Genomic DNA, 22050 nt, shown 5'->3' on the forward strand with positions numbered 1-22050 from the left:
TCGTATTGTAACTATTGCGCGGTTGTGGAATATTGCAATAGTTTGCAACAATTAAGTACCGTTCTATTATGCCATACAACGCGCCGAGCTTAGAATCAGCAAATTTTGCCGACTCCAGAAAGCCATTAATAGCAATGCCTCGGGGGCATGTGAGAATAGGAGTATGACTACGAAAAAAGGACCGACCAAGGGGTCGGGTGGAAAACATCGCAATGCTTTACGCGGAAAAGGGCCTACTCCGAAGGCTGAAGATCGCGTGTATCACAAAGCTTATTTTGCTAAGAAGGCTGCTATTAAGCGCACGTTTGCGGATCCTCGTTTGGCTGCGCGTCGTCGCGTGGATAAGCTTGGTAGCGATTCAGACGAGTTGGTAATTGGTCGCAATGCTGCTTTAGAGGCTTTAAGAGTTGGAGTTCCAAGCACGCAATTGTATGTAGCTAATCGCATTGAGCACGATGATCGCACGCGCGAAATCGTGAAGTTAGCAGGCATGCAAGGTTTGCGTTTGCTTGAAGCGGATCGCCTTGAAATGGATCGTATTGCACATAGCACGAATCATCAGGGCATTATTTTGAAAGTTCAGCCTTACCAGTATCACTCTTTGCAAGAGTTGGTTGAACGCGCTGAAAAGAAGGCGCGCGCAATGGAAGCTGCTGATTCAGATTCTGCTCGCATTAATGCTCGACCATTGTTTATTGCTTTGGACGGCGTTACAGATCCTCAAAATTTGGGTGCTGTTATTCGTTCTGCAGCGGCTTTTGGTGCTAATGGCGTAATTTTACCTGAGCGCAGAAGTGCTTCCGTAACTGCTGCCGCTTGGAAAGTTTCTGCCGGTGCTGCAGCTCATTTGCCGGTTGCTCGAGTTGTGAATTTAAATAAGGCAATTCAAAGTTTGCGCGAGCGCGGATGGTATGCAATTGGTCTTGATGGCGGAGGCGATAAGCTTGTTGGAGAAACTGGTTTTGAAACTGACCCGTTAGTTGTTGTGCTCGGTTCCGAAGGCAAGGGTATGAGTCGCCTTACACGAGAAGCGTGCGATGCTATTGCTGGAATCCCAATTTCTAGCGCGGTTGAATCTCTTAACGCTTCTGTTGCAGCAGGCATTAGTTTGTACGCTGTTGCTAACGCTCGTCGTTTGGCTGCGAAAACAGAACAACTATGAGCGAAAATACTACTGTGAATACGAATGCAGTTATTACAGATGCAACTGCAACTACGGATACGACTAAAACTTTAAATATTCCAAATAAACTATGGTCCGTAAAACATGCGCGCGCGATTATTTTTATTGCGTACATGGCTGTTGTTGTAGTAGTGATGTGCTTCCATGAGCCTTGGTTCGATGAAGCTCAAAGTTGGCTTATTGCACGCGATTCTTCGTTTGCTGATTTGTTAACTCTTCGCCCACATTATGAAGGCCATCCACCGCTTTGGACTTTGCTTCTTTCAATCCCTGCAAAAACAGGAGTGCCATACGAGATAGGTCTTAAAGGAGTGCAGCTTTTATGTACTGCGCTTTTGGGTGGCTGGCTTATTTTCCGCGCGCCTTTTAGTAAATTGGCTGTATTTTTGCTTCCATTTACGTATTTTTTGTGCTTCCAATATGGCGTTACCTCGCGTCCATATGCTCTTCTTTGCGCGGCTTTGTTTATGGTTGCACATTATTGGAAACAATCTGATTCTAAACCTTCTGATACTTGGAAACTCGCTTTAAGTCTTGTACTTTTATGTGCAATCAGCGCGTACGGTATTGCTTTATCGGCAGGTTTTGCTTTAGCTTGGATTTGGCGAGCTGCAAAATCTGCAGGAATTAAAAAAGCTTTTGCTGAAATATTCTCTAACATTAACAGATTAGTAAGCTGGATAATTCTTGCTTTAGTTGGAATTGCAAGCATTATTTGCATTTGGCCTGCTGCTAACGCTTTTGCATCACGTGAAACATTCGACGGAAATTCTCCTCTTACGCAATTCTTGTCGTTTATTTTCGTTATGCCATCAGAAAGTATGTTTACCCAATTTGCCGGCGATGTCTCTTTACGCAGACTTACACTAAGCGTACCGTCCGCGATTATTTGCGTTATTATTTCGATTTTAATATGGGCTTTCGCCGTAAGAATTACTTATCGAAGGGGCATGCTTGTTTCTTTGATACTCCCTTACTTGACTTTTGCAGTAGTTGCTACGCAGTATTTCACTTTGCACCACGCAGGAATCGTTTTTGCATTCTTCGTAGCTCAACTTTGGATGTGCATTGCGCGTAAGTCACTGGAATCTAAAGATATGCCGACGATTATTTTTAGATTATTCAAAGTTGTAAATAAAAATACAAATAAAGCTGAAAATAGCAACGAAAATAGCAACAGTAGATCTGCAAGTAAATCTGTTGGAAACAAAGTTATTGCTGGCATTATTACTGTTGTTTTATTGTCCCCAAGCTTGATTTGGAACGCGTATTCTTGCGTTAACGATATTCGATTCGACTATTCAGGTTCGCGCGCACTTGCGCAATTTATTAAGCAAAATCATGCTGAAAACATGCGATTCGTAACGTCTTGGCTGCATCAAGACGAAAAAACCGATAAACAAGGTAATGTTATTGTTCCTGAATTTGAAGATATTCATCAATATTCGTGGCAGCTTATTACAGCAAATCCTTATTTCTCAAAGAATCTTATTGATTGCAGTTATAAGAATAGCTCGTTTATTACAAATGAGCAGCCATATCAAGAACAGGCATCAAATGAAATGGATGCTTGCAGAGCAAAGAAAGAACCTAAATTCTTTGTCACAGAATCAGATAAGCCTTGGTATTATTTTGTGTATTTAAACTACAATATTGACCATTATACTGAGCGTACTATTGCTAAAACAAAATCATCTTGGAAAGCAGGGACCTCAGAAGGAAGAATTATTGTATACGAGCGTAAAAAATAATTAGCGCATTTATATAAATACATTTAAATATATTTAATTACATTATGAAAATGCCCCTGCGTAAGTTAAGTAACTTATTTAGGGGCATCTTTTATTACAATGTTTTACTTTTAATGTAAAACATGCGGTTTTATTTACCAGAAACCGAATGGATCAAATATTCCACCATCGTCACCATCGTCACCTCCACGTTGTTGTAAATCGTCATCGTCGTCATCGTCCGACTTACTGCCGCGTTTTTTACTAGGCTTCTTTTGGTTTTTCTTTAATTTCTTTTCTTGCTTATTTGTGCCATTAACAGCAGCTTCTTCTTGGTTGAATGTAACTTGCAACTTAAGTGTGTTGCCGTTACGAACTATTGTGAGCGTAGCTTTTTGATTGAACGCTGTTGCTCTCACATACCCGAGGAGTGCGTAATTATTGGATACAGGCTTATCGTCAAAGGCAACAATAGTGTCATTGGCTTTGAGTCCGGCTTTTTCAGCAGGGCTTCCTTGATTGACAGAAACAATTTGAGCTCCTCCGCGAGTAATTCCTTCGGACTCAACTGCTGTGCTTTTAATCATGATTCCCAGTGCTACGTGTTTTACAGAACCGTTTTTAATAATTTCTGTAACTACTCGCTTCACCAAATTTGCTGGAATTGCAAAGCCGATGCCGATTGATCCTGTAGTTTCCCCTTGAGCTGATGTTGCTGCAATAGAAGAATTAATACCTATGACTTTTCCGGCAGCGTTAAAAGTTGGGCCGCCTGAATTTCCTGGATTAATAGCTGCATCAATTTGTACTGCATTAGTTACAATTTCAGAGCGGCTTTGGTCGTCCATAACTGATACTGGACGATTCAAAGCCGAAACAATGCCTGTGGTAGCTGTATCGTCATATCCAAGCGGATTTCCGATTGCCATAACTGGTTCACCAACGGAAAGTAGATTAGAATCTGCAAATTGGACTGTCTTTAAATTATTTGGTGAATTGTCTAATTTAAGTACTGCCAAATCAGTAGTTTTATCTGCTCCGACTAATGTAGCTGAATAAATTTGACCATTAGAAAGGGTTACTTGAATTTCTTTTGCATCAGAAATTACGTGATTGTTTGTTACAACATAACCTTTTGAATCAATGATTACTCCAGAACCCTTCCCCATGCCTTTCTCTAAACGAGTTTGTATAGAAACAACGGCTCCGGAAACATTTTTTGCAACTCCTTGCCAATCTGGAGATTGACCACCTTTAACTACTGCGGTCCCAGGGCCAGAAGAATGAGAGCCGATGTTTGCGAAAGAGCCGCTTTGTGGAATTGAAATAAGACCTTGCGAGACTACAAATAGGACTACAACTACGCAAACTATTGCAGAAATTGCGGAGGATAAAATGGCGACAAAAGCAGTTGACGAAGAGCTTTTTGTTTTTCTTTTGTTACCTTTTTTGTTTGTGTCGTTTGTATTTGCTGCATTTGTGCTAATAATGCTTGTTTTTGCTATATTTTCATTTTCTTCGTTACTTGCATTATTGTTAAAATTCTGCTGCGCTGGTGTTTGATTGCCAACTTCATTATTTGGGTAAGAATTATTGTCTGTGCCGTAATTATACGGATTTCCGAAGCCGTTAAAATTATTATTTCCGTAGTAATTTTGTGATCCAATGTATTGCGTAGGAGCATTGTTGATATTTGTATTATCCGCATCGTTATTTTGGTTTACGGCGTAATTGTTAGCTGGATACTGTGTAGTGTTTGTACCAACTTCATTTTCGTTATTTGTTGGGCCGTAAGCTCCGAATTCAGGAGCTGGGCTATATGTTTGTGCTGGTTGCGTTGTTTGCGTTGGTTGTGCTGGTTGCGTCGGCTGTTCCTGCTGCTCGTAATATCCATTATTTGCAGTTTCATTGGATTCCTGCTGATTTGCACCATACATATCGTCAGCCATTCATCCTCCTTACAAAAGACTCTTAACACACCATAATAAACCATGCCATTATCTATGTAAGAGATAGTATGTTTTTTTATAATTTTTTAAATAATTTGCCTTGTAAATTTCATAAATTTTGCAAATTAATTTGGATATTGCCACATAAAAATATAAATTGTGCGTGTTTTTTATTTATACTCGTCATGCCTTCTAATAAAGTAAATGCTATGACAAGTCTTCTTGAACATCCACGCGGAGCTGAGCCGGGGAAACCTGGTGACCGCAAAGAATTTTCGTTTACAACTAAAACGCGACTTTCCAATACTGCTGAAGGTAAAGGTCGTGACGGCGCTCGCTATGGGCGCACCGGCGTAATTCACACGCCTCATGGGGATATTCAGACCCCAGCATTTGTACCTGTTGCAACGCAAGCTGCAATGAAGGCAGTGTTGCCAGAAAGCATTAAGGATTTGGGTGCTCAGTGCATGCTTTCAAATGCTTTTCATTTGTACGAACGTCCTGGCGCGGATGTTCTTGACGAAGCTGGCGGATTGGGAAAGTTTATGAACTGGGATAAGCCAACCTTTACGGATTCTGGCGGTTTTCAGGTTCTTTCTTTAGGTGCTGGTTTTAAGAAGACTCTTGCAATGGACGTTACCGGCATGAAGTCGGATGATGTTATTGCAGCAGGTAAGGAGCGTATGGCTTTTGTTGACGAGGATGGCGTAACTTTTAAGTCTCCTCTTAACGGAGCCAAGCACCGTTTTAGTGCTGAAATTTCTATGGGAATCCAGCATAAGCTGGGTGCGGATATTATGTTTGCTTTCGATGAGCTTACTACTTTGATGAATACGCGTCGCTACCAGGAGGAATCGGTGGAGCGTACGTTCCGCTGGGCTAAGCGTTGTGTTGCTGAACATCAGCGTTTAACGCAGGAGCGCGTTGGCAAGCCTTATCAAGCGTTATACGGCGTTGTGCAGGGCGCGAATTATGAGGATTTGCGTAGGCATGCAGCTGAAGAAATTGCTTCTTTAGATTTTGATGGAGTTGGAATCGGCGGCGCTATTGAGAAGCGGATTATTGGTGATACTTGCGCATGGATTTGCGATGCTATGCCGGAAAATCGACCTCGTCACGTGCTTGGTATTGCCGCAGTTGACGATATTTTTGCGTGTGTTGAGAATGGTGGAGATACTTTCGACTGTGTTGCTCCTGCTCGTTGCGGAAGGAACGGCGCAATTTTTACTCGACATGGTCGCTACAACGTAAAACGTGCTGAGTTTAAGCATGATCAGCGTCCGCTTGAAGAAGGCTGCGATTGCTACACTTGTACGCATTATTCCAGAATGTATGTGGATCATTTGCTGCGCGCTAGTGAAATGAACGGATTTACGCTTGCAACTATTCACAACGAGCGTTTCTTTGTGAAGCTGCTCGACGATATTCGAGCTTCTATTGACGGCGGATATTTTGAAGAGTTTCGCGATGAAACTCTTGCTCATTATTACGAAAAAGGTGCAAAAGGCTGAGAGTAGTTTTGAGCGCAAAATGCTAGGCTAAATATTGCGAATTTATGTTAAATATGATAGCCTTGCACTTTGTATGCGAACGTGGCGGAATGGTAGACGCGCTGTCTTCAGGTGGCAGTGAGCGTATGCTCGTGCGGGTTCAAGTCCCGCCGTTCGCACTCGTCAAAAAGGCTGGAATTGCAAGGGTTTTGCCTCTTACGATTCTGGCCTTTTGTGCAAGTATAGTGCAAATATAAAGCAACTATATTGCAACTGCAGTGCAAAAAGTGCGAATGTTGTACAAACTTCTCGAGTATTGTACAAACTTCTATTTATTACAAGCGACGGTGATGTAATGAACGCTAACGATGAACTAAATACCAATAATGCAAATAACAATTCTTACAAATCTCATATCGGTCGTGAATCGCATGTTGTGCCTGGTTATTTTGGTGAGCCTTTAAAAGTTACAAATGCACAGTATTCGCAAGGGGATGCTTCAGCTCATCCAACGCATCCGCTGCTTCTGCTTCTTCACGGTTGGGGCTCTAATGAGGAAGATTTATTGGATTTGTTGCGAGTAGTGGCACCATATAATGATGCAATTGCTTTACGCGCTCCGCTTAAGCTGGCAGAAGGTGCTTACAGTTGGTTCCACGATGCTGTGCCGCAGCGAGAAGATTTAGATTACGACATGTATGCTGCTGCTGTCTCAATCGACGAGTGGGTGCGTGAAAATATTCCAGCAAATCGCGACATTGTGCCATTTGGTTTTTCGCAAGGAGCTGCGCTCGCAGTGCATGTTTTGCGTTTGAATCCTTCACGCTACCGTGCAGCCGTTTCGCTTTCCGGATTCATAGCTCCTGATGTTCCTGCTTCTGCATCTGAAATTGCTTTAAAAGATGACGATTTAGCTGAGCGTAATACTCCTGTATTTTTCGGCTATGGATTAGAGGATGGCGTGATTCCTCCTTACGAATTCTCGGCTGCTGCAGCGTGGCTTGAGGAGCACACTTGGCTTGAAGAACGTCGTTATCGCGGGTTGGATCACGCTGTTGATATGAACGAAATTGGCGATATTCGCAAGTGGTTCGTAACTCACGATATTTCTTCTGGGCTTATGTAAATTTACTTAGATTTATGTAAATTTATTCGATTTTGTTTTTTCTTAATCTGTAAATTAATCTGTAAAGTGATTTCATGAATATGCGCGATGAGATAGTATTTGCAATGAATCAAGCCTTGAATTTGGCTCGAGAGTCTGCTTCTGCAGGCGAAGTTCCAGTTGGAGCAGTTGTGCTTGATGGTGGCGGTAATATTATTGGCAAAGGCGCAAATATGCGGGAGCAGAGTGCTGATCCTTTGGCTCATGCTGAAGTGCTTGCTATGAAAGATGCTGCTATCTCGCGTAAATCTTGGAATCTATCTGACTGTACTCTGGTAGTAACTCTTGAACCTTGCCCCATGTGTGCTGGGGCTGTGCTGCAAACGCGTCTTAAACGCGTGATTTTCGGGGCGTGGGATGCCAAACTTGGTGCGTGTGGGTCTGTGTGGGATATTTTACGAGATCCTCATGTTGGCTCACGCCCGGAAGTCATTGGTTCAGTATGCGAATCTGAGTGTGCTAGGCTCTTGCGAAACTTTTTTGCGCATCAACGTTAGATAAGTGTTGCATTATTTTTTAATGTTGCATTTAATTCAAGATAGCGCAGTGCATGAAAAGTAATTTTTAGCGTGTTCCCCTTGTGTTCATTCTAACAAAATGTTATAGTTGCGGTAACGTTACCGCATGAGGTAAGTTGAAGAAACCGACAATTGTGGGAACGTTATCTCAATTTGCGGATTCTATTCAGCGCTGATGAAGCTGCTCGTTGAGAATAAGATTGCACAGAGGCTCTTATGCATGGTTGCATAGTGCTGTTTTTCTCCGACGAGAGGAGTATATGGAAAAACGTAGTATAAAACATGGAGTACAAGCTAAAATCAAAACATATCGATAACAGTGCAAAATTGTTAACACTGGTTGAGCATAAGAGATGAGCTGGAGGTGTCATGTCGTACATTACGATTCGCGATGTTGCGCAACGTGCTGGTATATCAGTATCAACTGTTTCTCGCGCATTGAATAATACGGGTCGTATATCGGCAAACACTAAGGCGAAAGTTGAGCGTGCAGTTGCGGAACTAGGTTATATACCAGATTCTCGCGCTCAGGCGATGCGGTCATCTCGTACTAAGACAGTGGGGTTACTTGTGCCAGATATACGCAATGCGTATTTTGCTGAGCTTGCGTATACTGTGCAAGACTCGTTGTTTGATGCCGGCTATTGTGCGTTTATTGGAACATCTTCTGAGAGTGCAGCTCGTCAAGATTCATTCATTACAAGTATTCTTTCTCAACGCATTGATGGTGCGATTATTGTGCCTCAAGGTGAGGAAACTGATGCTATGAGAATGTTGATGGAGCAGCATCTTCCACTTATGTTTATGGATCGACATGTGGAACCTCGGACTGGCGATTTAACGCATGTGCCAGTTGTGGATTCGGATCCAGAGCAAGGTATTCGTGACGCATTATTGGATGTTAAACAACATGGTTTTTGCTCAGTTGGCTACGTGTCGGGTCCAATTATCGCTTCACCGTCACTGCAAGAACGTGAACAAGTATTTCGTACAGTGGCTTCGGAGATATTTGGCGAAGAACATGTATTTGTAGAATCTACGGGATTTGAACAATCCTCATGTGCTAGCGTGTTGCATCGCATGATTAGCGTTGGTGTAAAAGCGCTTATTATCGGCTATTCGCCAGATGCGCTGCGAGTGATGGATGTAATGGCTCGTGAAGGATTAGTGATAGGCAGTGATATTTCACTTATCTCGTTTGATGATGTTGAAATATTCCGCTTAGCAACGCCGCGTATTTCTACTATTTCGCAACAAGTTCAGCGCATTGGTCGTACTAGTGCTGCACTTTTTTTGGATATGTTAGAACATAATGTTGATGTTCAATCGCAGCGAGTAGAAACTATGTATATTCCGCGTGAATCGTTAGGAAATGCGTAGCTGTAAGGCTGTTATTCTATAGCTTGACACTATTGTTATTGATTTTTGTACCGTGACTTTGTAAGCGTGTGCAGCAATCGCCTGAGCGTACCGTTGTTGTTACGTTTTTGCATGCACATTGCGGCATAATTCTCATCCAAAGTACAAGCGTAATGTAGCGTAATTTATTGCATTTTCGTGGCAGCAGTGGTGCTGTAGCGAAGAAAGAGGTAGGACATGACGGAACTATCGCTAGTAGGAGTATCGAAAATATTCGGTAATTCTACGGTAGTTGACAATGTGTCTGTAACAGTAAAACCAGGTGAAGTGCATGTTCTCCTTGGTGAAAATGGTGCGGGCAAGTCAACAGTTATTAAGATGATGAGTGGCATTTATCAGCCAGATAAAGGTCATATTGAGATCAATGGTGAAACAGTGCGAATTCCTAATGTGGATACTGCTCGCAAATTGGGCATTGCTGTGATTCACCAAGAGTTAAATTTGGTGCCAGAACTTTCTATTATGGAAAATTTGTTCCTTGGTATGCTTCCTACGAAAGCTGGTTTTGTTAGTCGGGCGACGATGCGTGCTCGTGCGGAATCTGCATTGCAAGTTATCGGTTTAGATGAAGATGTCAATAAGCCAATGGGACAACTTGGTGTAGCTCGTCAACAAATGGTAGAAATAGCCAAAGCACTTATGCAACATGCATCTATCCTTATTCTTGATGAACCAACAGCTGCTCTAACAAAACCAGAATGTGAACAGTTATTTAACATTATGGAAGATTTAAAATCCAAAAATGTTGGAATGGTGTTTATTTCTCATCATTTAGATGAAATTGCGCGTATTGGTGATGTTGTAACTGTACTTCGCGATGGCAAATACGTCGATACTGTTGATGCGCAAGTTCCTGAGAAGGAACTTGTAAAACTCATGGTAGGTCGTGATATTACAAATCAATTCCCTCATGGCAAACGTAGTCAAGGCAAAGAGCTGCTAAAAGTAGAAGGCTTAACGCGAAAAGGTACGTTAGAAAATGTATCCTTCAGCGTTCATGCTGGCGAAGTTGTGGGTCTTGCAGGTTTGGTAGGTGCTGGTCGTACCGAAGTTCTTCGTGCAATATTTGGTGCAGATAGTTATGATTCAGGTTCAATAACTGTTGATGGTAAATCTATTGCGAAAGCGAATATTGCAGGAAGCATCGCAGCTGGTCTTGGTTTAGTCCCAGAAGATCGTCGAGTACAAGGGTTGATTCTTGAAGCATCTGTTGCAGAAAATTTGGGAATTTCTACATTAGTTCCTACAGCACATGCAGGATTTGCGGATTTGAAAGGGCAGCGTACTCGCGAAGAAGAAACTGCAAAAAAATTGCGTATTCGTATGGCAAACATTGATCAACCCGCTGGTTCGCTATCTGGCGGTAATCAACAAAAAATCGTGTTCGGCAAATGGTCTATGGCGAACGTGAAAGTGCTATTGCTGGATGAGCCTACTCGTGGTGTTGATGTTGGTGCTCGTGTAGAAATTTACGAGTTGATTAACAGTATCGTAGAAAATGGAGGTGCTGTGCTGATGGCATCCTCAGATTTGCCTGAAGTGCTTGGCATGTCAGATCGCGTATTGGTGATGTCGAACGGCAGAATCAGCGGTGAATTAGCTGCAAGCGAGGCTACGCAGGAAAGTGTGATGGAGCTTGCAGTGACTCACCTTAATACATCTGGTATTTGAGCATACAGGAATGAGTAAAACCTTACTGCTTTCAATATGAAACTGATACATGAGCCATATTGAAATCTTAAAAATTAAAGTTACCAATCAAACGTAAAACTTGCATACAACAATTTATTGCACACAGTAGTGCAGTGAGTTATAGCAAAATTTGTTAAAGGAGTATAAATTATGGCTGCTACGAGTAGTGCAAAATCTGAGCATTTGGGATACGGTGCAGTTGATAAAGGATTTTTGCCTGCAGCGAAAAAGTTTGCGTCACGTAATGGCGCTCTTATCGGCTTGATTATCTTGTGTGCTGCGCTTTCGTGCGCCACGCCAGCATTTTTGACAAGTGTGAATATTCTCAATGTGGGTATTCAAGCTGCGACAGTTGCTATTTTGGCATTCGGTCAAACCTTTGTCATCGTGTCCGCTGGTATTGATTTGTCAGTAGGTGCGGTGGCTGCAATTTCTAGCATGTTGGTTGCGTATACAGGCGTTTCTATGGGGTTGCCGCCAGTGTTAACTGTTGTTGTAGGTATAGTAACCGGTGCGCTTTTTGGTCTTATTTCAGGTGTTGCGAACGCTTTTCTTAAGTTACCATCGTTTATTGCTACATTGGCAATGATGTCTGTTGCGCGTGGACTTACCCTTGTTGTTTCAGACGGTCGTCCTATTTCTACCTCTGGCATGGTGAATTTCTTTGGTGCCAACATATTAGGTATTCCAATGCCAATCGTGATGATGATTATCATGGGTGTTATTGCTGCAGTAATACTGAACTTCACCACTACTGGTCGTTCTATGTATGCTGTTGGTGGAAATATGGAGGCCTCTCGCCTTTCTGGTATCAATATTCATAAAACACAAATTATGGTGTTTATTTTTTCCGGTATTTTCGCTGCCATCGCTGGTTTAGTTATTGCCGGTCGTTTACATTCCGCTCAGCCTCAGGCCGCCACTGGCTATGAAATGGATGCTATTGCTTCTGTTGTTATCGGTGGTGCTTCGCTTTCAGGCGGTAAAGGTAAGATTTCTGGCACTTTCGTAGGAGCAATTTTGCTGGCTGTAATTCGTAATGGCTTGAATATTTTGAATGTTTCCTCCTTCTGGCAGCAAGTAGTTATTGGTTTGGTTATTGCCTTTGCTGTGAGCCTTGACACTTTGCGCCGCAAGGAAGATACGCACTGACAGCAAATTAATACTTTTATAAACTTGATCTTCTCGTAGGAAGGAGGTGAATCTTGCAAATGTTGATTCGTAAGTGGCGAGTAATCAATATTTTCAGCAAGAATTGAAACGATTTGGAATATTATAACTGAACTTTATAACTCAAAACTACGTAACAATAAGGTAAAGAGATGGTGAAACATCAGCCTTATGTCACTGCAACATTGTGGATTTATCGAACTAAAAACTTGCGGTAGCACAGGGCAATAATCAAAGGAGATATGATGAATTATCCAATTATGCGTCGAGGCGTAAAGATTGCTTGCGCGGTTGCAGCAGCATCTGCACTTATTGTCAGCATGAGTGCATGTGGTAGTACTAATGGTGGCGATAAAGTCGCATTGCTAGTTTCTACTTTGAATAATCCGTTCTTTGTGGATTTACGTGATGGTGCCCAAGCTGAAGCAAAGAAACTTGGTGTTGATTTGCAAGTTTCCGACGCTCAGAATGATTCTGCAAAGCAGCAGGATCAAGCGCAGAATGCTCAATCACAAGGTGCAAAAGCTGTTATTATTAACCCTGTAGATTCTGATGCTGCTGGTCCTGCAGTTGCCCCGTTGCTAAGCGCGAACTTGCCTGTGATTTCTGTTGACCGTTCTGTAACTGGTGAAAAAGTTACTTCGCATATTGCTTCCGATAACGTTGCTGGTGGTGCTCAGGCTGCTGACACGCTAGCTAATAGTATGGGCGAAAAGGGTGAAGTTTTGGTTTTGCAAGGTATTCCTGGAGCGGCTTCTACTCGCGACCGTGGCAAAGGATTCAAAGATCGTATTAAAAAATATTCAAATATTAAAGTTGTAGCAGAACAAACTGCTAACTTTGACCGTGCTGAAGCATTAAATGTGGCTACTAATTTGTTGCAATCGCACCCGAATGCAACCGGCATTTACGCCGAAAATGACGAGATGGCATTAGGTGCCATTCAAGCATTAGGAGCTAAAGCTGGTAAAGAAATTAAAGTAGTAGGTTTCGATGGCACTGCTGACGGTATGAAAGCTATTAAAGCCGGCACAATGGCTGGAACAATTGCTCAGCAGCCAAAGGAACTTGGTCGTTCTGCCGTTGCTGCTGCTGTAAAAGCTATTAAAGGGCAAAGTGTTCCAAAGACTGAGCCAATTACTGTGAAAACAGTGACAGTAAAGAATGTGGGTGATTTTGAGTAATACATATTTGCATAAAACTATGTAATTCTGTGTATAAACATTAAAGTTTATGTTGAGTAGTTTTATGGATTAATATAGCTAATGCAAAATTTATATGGCGCTGAGAGCATTCATGATGTTTTCGTGAAAATAATTGTAACAGTAAAATTTATTAATACCGTATGATTTAGCGTTCTCAACGCCATTGTTTTCTTAATAAGATTTTTATCATATATGTTCGTGGTGGCGCATTTGTTATAAAGGTGATGATCATTGTTGATGTCGCTTTCATGAGCCACGATATGGGGTGAATTATGTTAACTCATGGTATTTTGAACGCACAATTAGCAGCTGCTATTGCAAAATTGAGGCATAAGGATCAATTTGTTGTTTCTGACTGTGGCTTGCCTGTCCCAGCGGGCGTAGAAGTTATTGATTTAGCCTTGGTTTTTGGAATACCGCGATTTCCTGATGTGCTTGCATCAATAAAGGACGATCTTGTTCTTGAGTCTGGTATTATGGCGGAAGAAGCTTGTGATGATGTTCCAGAAACATGGGTCAAGGATTTGCTTGGTGTGCCATTGACTTATGTGCCTCATGATGGCGAACAAGGATTTAAGTCTCTTGTTTCGCAAGCTAAATTCGTGATTCGAACGGGTGAGACTACTCCGTATTCTAACGTGTTGCTGCGTTGTGGTGTTCCATTCTAAGCTTTGTTTTGCGCAATATTTAGGGAGAATTATGTGTAGTTATCATATGCTTGACTCGTTGGAGAGTTTAGAAAAGATTAAAGTCATTCAGCCTGTTAACGTGGCTTTGCAACGTGAGACATTGCCTGCGTTACGAAATATGAAGATGCCTACTGTAGCGATAGTTGGTTCTATGAATGCGGATTATACTATTGTTGCTAATCGTCTTCCTATGCCTGGTGAGACCATTAAAGGTGACGAAATACGAATACTGCCTGGAGGTAAGTCAGGTAATCAGGCAGTATCTGCTGCAAAGCTTGGTGCGCACGTATGTATGTTCGGTGCTGTAGGTAATGATGCTAATGCTGATTTTCTTACTGGTGCTTTGCGAGAATCTGGTGTTGATACGACGTATGTACGTCATGTACCCAATTGCAACAGTGGCGCAACAGTGATTACAGTGGATGCGCAAAGTGGCGAAAATACTATTGTTTATGCGCCTGGATCTAACTCGCAAGTTGATATTGATTATATTCAGTCGTCATCTGTGCAAGCTGCTATTACTAATGCAAAAGTATTAGGGCTTTGCTTGGAAAGTCCATTAGAATCGGTTACGATGTGCGCTCGCTTAGCACATGAGCATGGCGTAAAAGTTTTGCTTAATAATTCGCCTTTTTTGGATACATTACCGCGAGATCTTATACGATCTGCAGATATCTTACTGGTCAATGAGCATGAAATGGCACAGCTATTGCATATTTCAGAACCAGATAGTGGTGATTGGGATTCATTTGATTGGAAGCATACGCTTCATGCAATGCATGAGTTTGGCTTTAATGAGGCAATAGTAACACTTGGCTCACGTGGGTCTATGGTTTTGGATTATGCTGATAATTCGGTGCATCGAATTATGGCTCAGCATGTCAATGCCGTTGATACTACGGGTTGTGGCGATGCTTTTATGGGTACTGTGCTTGCGTGTTTGTCTGTGGATATGCGGTTGGTTGATGCGGCGTCACTCGCTTCTTATGTAGCTGCATATGCTGCTACTGGATTTGGCGCACAAGCTTCCTACGGTACAGTTGCTCAAATTCGTCAATTTTTTCACTTGTAAGTAGGTGATGCATGCATAAATTGTAAGTATATTCAGTTGACGTTCGCGCCTTGCCGATGTACAGAATTTTGACATTCTCCTAAAACTGTGTAATATGCTATAAAAACCAAAAAGCAGTTGGCTGATTTTAGTCACTACAATCAGCCTTACTGCTTTTTATTATATTCACAGCCGCTTCGACGAATTTCCATGTATGCACGAATTTCGCCTAAGCACATTTTTATCTAAAAGGAGGTGTCACTATGAGTGGCATGAAATATGCAATGATCGGTTCGGGAGCTATGGGATATCGCTATGGCGTTTTGTTGCAGGAAACGGCTGGCATTCATGTTGATTTCATTGATGCCTGGGATGAAAATGTGAATAAAGTTCGCGAGCAAGGCGGCGTAATGGTGAGCCGCGACCACGAAAACCGTCATTTAGTGCCGATTAATATGTATACGCCTGAAGATTATGACGGCGATCCAGACGTGTGGATCGTGTTTATGAAGCAAATGCAGCTTGCGGAAATGTTGGAGCGTTGTAAGCATTTGTTTAAAGAGCATCAGGTTGTGTTTGCTGCTATGAATGGTTGGGGTCATTTCGAAAAGTTGCAGCAATATTTCCCGGATGACCATATTTATGGTGGAACTGCAATGATTGCAACCGTTTTGAACGGTCCGGGCGACGTTGATTTTATTGGTAAAGTTGGCGTTGGTACCATGAACATGTGTGCGTTAAACGAGCAGGTGAGCGATGTTGAGCTTGCTATGCGAGACGACTTTAAAGCTGCAGGCTTGAATCCTACTATTACGGAAGATTTCAAGGGTACGTGCATGGCGAAGGTAGTTTTCAATTCCGTAGTTAACACTTTGTGCACAATGTATCAGATTCAAATGGGCCAGTTTATTTCGTACCCTGGGACTATGGATATGGCTCGACAGCTTATTAACGAAGCGTACGACGTGTGCGATCGTGCAGGAATTCGTATGGTTAATACGCGTCAGCAGGAGTTGGAGGCTATCGATTACGTAAGTCGTGTTGCAAATCCTTTGCACTATCCTTCTATGTACCAAGATATGAGTCGCGGACGAAAGACTGAAGTCGATTACATTAATGGTTACATAGCAAAGCTCGGTCGCGAAAATGATTACGTTTGCCGTACTCACGAATTCTTAACGCACGGAGTTCATTTGGCAGAACTCGCGTTCAAGCTTCATAATCAGCAATAATTTAGAGAGTATCCCTATAGCTCTTGCAATGAATGAGAAGGAGGAGCGGCTCGCGGTTTTTACTGCGGGCCGCTTTTTATGATCCGCGCGTAACATCTAATATGCTGATAAAATTTAGAGTCTAAAATCATCAATACTATTAAATAAATAAAATTATTTGTAATAAATAAAACTGTAATAAAAATACTTATTAACGTAAATTAATGGGGTTTATATGACTACTTTTGACAGAGCAAACTTGCCAGAATCCGTGCGCACAAGCGGCGCTACGCCAAACCCTTGGTGGGCGAATGCAGTAGTGTATCAGATTTATCCGCGAAGCTTCCAAGATACGAACGGTGACGGCATTGGTGATTTGAAGGGAATCACTTCGCGCCTTGACTATTTGGCTGATTTAGGTGTTGACGTGCTCTGGCTCAGCCCTGTTTACAAGTCTCCGCAAGACGATAACGGTTACGATATTTCCGATTATCAAGATATTGATCCGCTTTTTGGCACTTTGGAAGATATGGACGAACTTTTGGCTGGCGCGCACAAGCGTGGGCTTAAAGTTGTGATGGATTTAGTAGTAAATCACACTTCTGACGAGCATGCTTGGTTCCAGGCTTCAAGAGATGCTTCTAGTGATTACGCTGATTGGTATTGGTGGAGGCCTGCGCGTGAAGGTTGTGTGCCTGGTGAGCCGGGTGCGGAGCCGAATAAGTGGGGTTCGTATTTCGGCGGTTCCGCGTGGACTTACGATCCGAGGCGCGGAGAATACTTCCTTCACCAGTATTCTCCAAAGCAGCCAGATTTGAATTGGGAAAATCCCGCGGTTCGCGCTGCCGTGTACAAGATGATGAATTGGTGGATGGATCGCGGAATTGACGGCTTCCGCATGGATGTGATTACGCAAATTTCCAAGCATGTTGATTCTGAAGGTCGTTTGCCTGGGGAAGTTGGCTGCCAGATTGAAGATTTTCCAGCTGGTGCTGACGGCTATTCTTCGCCGTTCCCGTTCTGCTCGGATGGTCCTCGTTTAGACGAATTCTTACGTGAGATGCGTGCAGAAGTTTTCGAAGGGCGCGAAGGTTTCTTAACTGTTGGTGAAGCTCCGGGAATTTCTCCGCACCGTAATACTTATATTACTGACCCTACTCACAGTGAACTCGACATGTTATTCCTGTTCAATCACGTGGATATCGATTGCGAAAACGGAACTAAGTGGAACCCTGTGCCGCTAAAGCTTACGGAATTAAAGCGCGTGATGGCAGAGCAACAGCAAGCGGTAGCGGATGCTGGTTGGGCGAGCTTGTTCTTTAATAATCACGATCAGCCGCGTGCGCTTTCTCGCTGGGGTAGTGAGGCTAGTGAGGAGATGCGCGTGCGCTCTGCTAAGGCGATTGCCATGCTTCTTCACATGCACCGCGGCACGCCTTACGTGTACCAAGGCGAGGAAATAGGCATGACTAACGCGCACTTTACGCGTCTCGAGCAGTATCGCGATTTGGAAGCGTTGAATATGTTTAAGCAGCGCGTAGAAGAAGCGCATATTCAGTCGGCTGAGTCGATGATGGATGCGCTCGCAAAGCGCGGTCGCGATAATTCTAGAACTCCAATGCAGTGGAATGCTTCTAAATACGCGGGTTTTATGCCTTTTAATGTTACGTCGCAAAATAACGCAGAGCCGTGGATTAGTGTGAATCCTAACTACGTAGACATTAATGCAGCTGAGCAGATGGAAGATTCAGATTCTGTTTACGCTTTCTATAAGTATTTAATTGCTTTGCGCCATTCGGAGCCGATTGTTTCTGCTGGCTCTTGGAATTTGGTCGATGCGGATGACGAGTGCGTGTACGCTTTCGTGCGCGAGCTTAAATCTGATTGCGAAAAGCAGGATGACTCTGCAGAGACTGCTGCGGAATCTGCTGCAAATTCTGCGAAATCTAATGCGGAATCTACAGAACGCATGCTCGTAATGATTAATATGACTGATTCAACCGTGCCTATACCTACGCAGAGCGCGCAATTATTGCAAAATCGCGCCTCTAACGCTTTTGTGGGGCGTGACGTAATGGTTACAACTTACGACGTGAATCACGCGCTTACATCGCTTAAAAACGGTACGCTTGCGCCTTGGGAAGGTATAGCTGTTACTTTGCAATAGTTTTAATAGCGTTACTTTGCAATAGTCACTTTGCAATAGTTTCGTCTACTAATTTTGGCAGAGCTTTCGCAATATCTTCGCGAATAATACGCTCTGCCAAATAGTCGTATTGTGTAGAGCCCAGGTTCATTATCGTAATAGGCACTCCTGCACGCGCGGCTAACGGTACGAGAGAAGCAGCTGGAAATACTTCTAGCGTGGAACCAATAACCCACAGCTCGTCCGCTTTAACTATTGCTTGCGCGCTTCGTTCCATTGCTCCCTCAGGAAGTGCCTCGCCAAAATATACAACGTCTGTTTTGATTAAACCGTTGCAAGGCATATTGCTACGGTATGGAAGAGCGCGTCTGCAATGCGGATCTGGATTCTCGTCTAAATCTGCCATAATATCGGCTGTTTTATAGCTCGCGTGGCAGCTCATGCAGTGTGAGGTTCCAATGCTTCCGTGCAAATTCACTATAATATCTGGGCTATTGCCAGCTTTTTCGTGAAGTGCGTCAAAGTTTTGGGTGGCTATTAAATCTAGCATTCCAGCTTTCTCAAGTTTTACAAGTGCCTTGTGTGCTGTTCCTGGCTGAGCGTTCCAAACAGGTGACTCTTTTTGCCAGCGCCAAGAGTAAATGCGTTCTTCTTCGCTGCTTAAAAACGCGTCTATATCGTAAACGCTCATTTGCTCTGGGTGCTTAGTCCATACGCCATCTGGTCCGCGAAAATCAGGAATGCCAGCACTTGTGGAGATTCCTGCTCCGGTTAGTACAACAATATGGCGTTTGCTGTTCGATTGCTTGTTGCTCATTCTTCTGATCCTTCTTTTTATTAATGTCTGTTAATATCCTATTCTTTTCTTCTTTTCTTTATGCGCTTTATGCTTTTTGTGTTTTTATGTGCTTTGTATTCTTTATAAAAGTTTATTTAATAAGTATCTATTTATACAGGTATTTCTTATTTCGTATGTATTCCATATATCGCGTTCATACATTTTGCGTATATCTTTAATCGTATATCTCATCTTTTTCGGCTTTTATTGTGTCTTTTTCGCGTTGATTCTGTATTAATTGTGTCTTTGTTGCTGTTTTTCTTAATGCGTGGGTGCGCGACACTCCCGGTTTTGAGGTTTTTGGGGCTATTTTTGATTATTGTTCCTGGCTTTGTGTAGGTTTTTGGTGTTTTTTGCGTGGTTTTCGACACGCCGGTGTTTTGGCTTGTTTTCAATGGTTTTGGGGTGTTTGTTTTTGGTGGGTTTGCGTTTTAGCGTGGGTTGGTGTAAGTTTATCTCTTGCTGCTCAGCGCGGCTGGTTCTCCTCGGTTGAGGTTGATGGGCCGGCTGGTGTGGTGGTGGTTTGAGAACTCAAGAGCGTGTCTGTACTACTTATTAGTTAATTATTGCCAGTTCATTGCCTGCCTTGCAGATTGCAGGGTGCCTGAGAGATGGTTAAATGGTGGTGAGGTTTTTTGTTGGGATGTTCTTTCCTTAAAGAATGTCTCGTCTTTTTCTTTTTAATATTGGAGCCTTTTGTTGGCTCTTCATTGAAGTTTTTCGTGGAGGGTTCGATTCTGGCTCAGGATGAACGCTGGCGGCGTGCTTAACACATGCAAGTCGAACGGGATCTAGTCAGCTTGCTGACTGGTGAGAGTGGCGAACGGGTGAGTAATGCGTGACCAACCTGCCCCATGCTCCAGAATAGCTCTTGGAAACGGGTGGTAATGCTGGATGCTCCAACTTGACGCATGTCTTGTTGGGAAAGTGTTTAGTGGCATGGGATGGGGTCGCGTCCTATCAGCTTGTAGGCGGGGTAATGGCCCACCTAGGCTTCGACGGGTAGCCGGCCTGAGAGGGCGGACGGCCACATTGGGACTGAGATACGGCCCAGACTCCTACGGGAGGCAGCAGTGGGGAATATTGCGCAATGGGGGAAACCCTGACGCAGCGACGCCGCGTGCGGGATGAAGGCCTTCGGGTTGTAAACCGCTTTTGATTGGGAGCAAGCCTTCGGGTGAGTGTACCTTTCGAATAAGCGCCGGCTAACTACGTGCCAGCAGCCGCGGTAATACGTAGGGCGCAAGCGTTATCCGGAATTATTGGGCGTAAAGAGCTTGTAGGCGGTTCGTCGCGTCTGGTGTGAAAGCCCATCGCTTAACGGTGGGTCTGCGCCGGGTACGGGCGGGCTAGAGTGCAGTAGGGGAGACTGGAATTCCCGGTGTAACGGTGGAATGTGTAGATATCGGGAAGAACACCAATGGCGAAGGCAGGTCTCTGGGCTGTTACTGACGCTGAGAAGCGAAAGCGTGGGGAGCGAACAGGATTAGATACCCTGGTAGTCCACGCCGTAAACGGTGGACGCTGGATGTGGGGCCCATTCCACGGGTTCCGTGTCGGAGCTAACGCGTTAAGCGTCCCGCCTGGGGAGTACGGCCGCAAGGCTAAAACTCAAAGAAATTGACGGGGGCCCGCACAAGCGGCGGAGCATGCGGATTAATTCGATGCAACGCGAAGAACCTTACCTGGGCTTGACATGTGCCTGTCGACTGCAGAGATGTGGTTTCCCTTCGGGGCAGGTTCACAGGTGGTGCATGGTCGTCGTCAGCTCGTGTCGTGAGATGTTGGGTTAAGTCCCGCAACGAGCGCAACCCTCGCCCTGTGTTGCCAGCGGGTTATGCCGGGAACTCACGGGGGACCGCCGGGGTTAACTCGGAGGAAGGTGGGGATGACGTCAGATCATCATGCCCCTTACGTCCAGGGCTTCACGCATGCTACAATGGCCGGTACAACGGGATGCGACATGGTGACATGGAGCGGATCCCTTAAAACCGGTCTCAGTTCGGATCGTAGTCTGCAACTCGACTACGTGAAGGCGGAGTCGCTAGTAATCGCGAATCAGCAACGTCGCGGTGAATGCGTTCCCGGGCCTTGTACACACCGCCCGTCAAGTCATGAAAGTGGGCAGCACCCGAAGCCGGTGGCCTAACCCTTTTGGGATGGAGCCGTCTAAGGTGAGGCTCGTGATTGGGACTAAGTCGTAACAAGGTAGCCGTACCGGAAGGTGCGGCTGGATCACCTCCTTTCTACGGAGTTTTTGTGCACGCTCGGTTGAGTGTGGTTACTGGTGTGGAAAACAGTGGTTAACGTTTATATGAGTTTGTTGGGCATGCTTTTGGGTTCCCGGATTGCCACCCCCCTTGTTTTGGGGTTGCGGTCCTTGACTCACAGGATTTCAGGTTGATGCTTTTTGAGTGTTGATGCTGGTTTTGTGGTGTTGTGGTGGTTTGAGAACTGGATAGTGGACGCGAGTAAAATGCGAGACTTTTTTGGTTTCGATTTTTTTGCTTTTATCAATTTCAACCGGCTCCTTTTGTTGGAGTCGCTTGATCGTTTTGTGATCGTTTAGTGTGATGATTTTTTGTCTAGAGAAT

16 protein-coding genes, 1 tRNA gene and 1 rRNA gene are annotated in these 22050 nt (G+C 43.9%); 16 read left to right on the plus strand and 2 right to left on the minus strand.

The features are described from left to right. Nucleotides 1–163 precede the first annotated feature (163 nt). Both rlmB and HXT26_RS00250 read left to right on the plus strand, forming a co-directional pair. Nucleotides 164–1162: a 23S rRNA (guanosine(2251)-2'-O)-methyltransferase RlmB gene (gene rlmB, locus HXT26_RS00245; protein WP_004106172.1), complete on the plus strand. Its 999-nt coding sequence runs from the start codon at nt 164–166 to the stop codon at nt 1160–1162. Beyond that, entirely contained in the window at nt 1159–2934 is a 1776-nt protein-coding gene (locus HXT26_RS00250; protein WP_004106174.1) for a hypothetical protein, read from the plus strand. The genes rlmB and HXT26_RS00250 overlap by 4 nt, the downstream gene beginning before the upstream one ends. Before the next feature lie 134 nt (nt 2935–3068). On the opposite strand, the gene HXT26_RS00255 is transcribed toward HXT26_RS00250, so the two are convergent. After that, complete coding sequence (locus HXT26_RS00255) at nt 3069–4862, minus strand: S1C family serine protease (RefSeq protein ID WP_004106176.1); 1794 nt, start codon at nt 4860–4862, stop codon at nt 3069–3071. A gap of 185 nt (nt 4863–5047) precedes the next feature. On the opposite strand from HXT26_RS00255, the gene tgt reads away from it, so the two are divergent. The 12 genes from tgt (at nt 5048) to HXT26_RS00315 (ending at nt 18639) form a co-directional block, all read left to right on the plus strand. Then, a complete protein-coding gene (gene tgt / locus HXT26_RS00260; RefSeq protein ID WP_004106178.1) occupies nt 5048–6373 on the plus strand; it encodes a tRNA guanosine(34) transglycosylase Tgt in 1326 nt (441 codons plus the stop codon). A 75-nt stretch (nt 6374–6448) separates the two neighbouring features. Continuing rightward, nucleotides 6449–6531: transfer RNA gene (locus tag HXT26_RS00265), tRNA-Leu, on the plus strand. A gap of 176 nt (nt 6532–6707) precedes the next feature. Next, on the plus strand, nt 6708–7478 hold the full coding sequence (locus HXT26_RS00270) for an alpha/beta hydrolase (RefSeq protein WP_032842459.1): 771 nt from the start codon (nt 6708–6710) through the stop codon (nt 7476–7478). 74 nt (nt 7479–7552) lie between these two features. Further along, nucleotides 7553–8014, plus strand: a complete 462-nt coding sequence (locus HXT26_RS00275; protein WP_004106182.1) for a nucleoside deaminase — start codon at nt 7553–7555, stop codon at nt 8012–8014. A gap of 390 nt (nt 8015–8404) precedes the next feature. Beyond that, nucleotides 8405–9415 (plus strand): LacI family DNA-binding transcriptional regulator, encoded by a 1011-nt coding sequence (locus HXT26_RS00280; RefSeq protein ID WP_004106183.1) that lies wholly within the window; start codon nt 8405–8407, stop codon nt 9413–9415. 216 nt (nt 9416–9631) lie between these two features. Continuing rightward, nucleotides 9632–11125 (plus strand): sugar ABC transporter ATP-binding protein, encoded by a 1494-nt coding sequence (locus HXT26_RS00285; RefSeq protein WP_032842457.1) that lies wholly within the window; start codon nt 9632–9634, stop codon nt 11123–11125. A gap of 171 nt (nt 11126–11296) precedes the next feature. Next, nucleotides 11297–12298, plus strand: coding sequence for an ABC transporter permease (locus HXT26_RS00290; RefSeq protein ID WP_004106187.1), 1002 nt, complete (start codon nt 11297–11299; stop codon nt 12296–12298). 263 nt (nt 12299–12561) lie between these two features. Beyond that, nucleotides 12562–13500 carry a D-ribose ABC transporter substrate-binding protein gene (locus HXT26_RS00295; protein WP_004119817.1) on the plus strand — a complete coding sequence of 313 codons (939 nt, stop codon included), beginning with the start codon at nt 12562–12564 and terminating at the stop codon, nt 13498–13500. A 293-nt stretch (nt 13501–13793) separates the two neighbouring features. Continuing rightward, on the plus strand, nt 13794–14189 hold the full coding sequence (gene rbsD, locus HXT26_RS00300) for a D-ribose pyranase (protein ID WP_004106191.1): 396 nt from the start codon (nt 13794–13796) through the stop codon (nt 14187–14189). Between the two features lie 46 nt (nt 14190–14235). Further along, nucleotides 14236–15282 (plus strand): ribokinase, encoded by a 1047-nt coding sequence (locus HXT26_RS00305; RefSeq protein WP_004119819.1) that lies wholly within the window; start codon nt 14236–14238, stop codon nt 15280–15282. A gap of 242 nt (nt 15283–15524) precedes the next feature. Further along, nucleotides 15525–16493, plus strand: coding sequence for a ketopantoate reductase family protein (locus HXT26_RS00310; RefSeq protein WP_422111999.1), 969 nt, complete (start codon nt 15525–15527; stop codon nt 16491–16493). Nucleotides 16494–16707: 214 nt separating this feature from the next. After that, on the plus strand, nt 16708–18639 hold the full coding sequence (locus tag HXT26_RS00315; protein WP_422112000.1) for an alpha-glucosidase: 1932 nt from the start codon (nt 16708–16710) through the stop codon (nt 18637–18639). Between the two features lie 25 nt (nt 18640–18664). Here the strand turns inward: HXT26_RS00315 and HXT26_RS00320 are convergent, their stop codons facing one another. Further along, on the minus strand, nt 18665–19435 hold the full coding sequence (locus HXT26_RS00320) for an SIR2 family NAD-dependent protein deacylase (RefSeq protein ID WP_116971278.1): 771 nt from the start codon (nt 19433–19435) through the stop codon (nt 18665–18667). A 401-nt stretch (nt 19436–19836) separates the two neighbouring features. On the opposite strand from HXT26_RS00320, the gene HXT26_RS00325 reads away from it, so the two are divergent. Then, nucleotides 19837–19983, plus strand: a complete 147-nt coding sequence (locus tag HXT26_RS00325) for a hypothetical protein (RefSeq protein WP_162720529.1) — start codon at nt 19837–19839, stop codon at nt 19981–19983. Between the two features lie 192 nt (nt 19984–20175). After that, nucleotides 20176–21702, plus strand: a 16S ribosomal RNA gene (locus HXT26_RS00330). The last annotated feature ends 348 nt before the right edge of the window (nt 21703–22050 follow it).

It is taken from the genome of Gardnerella sp. DNF00497B (assembly GCF_049262725.1).
Classification (GTDB): domain Bacteria; phylum Actinomycetota; class Actinomycetes; order Actinomycetales; family Bifidobacteriaceae; genus Bifidobacterium; species Bifidobacterium leopoldii.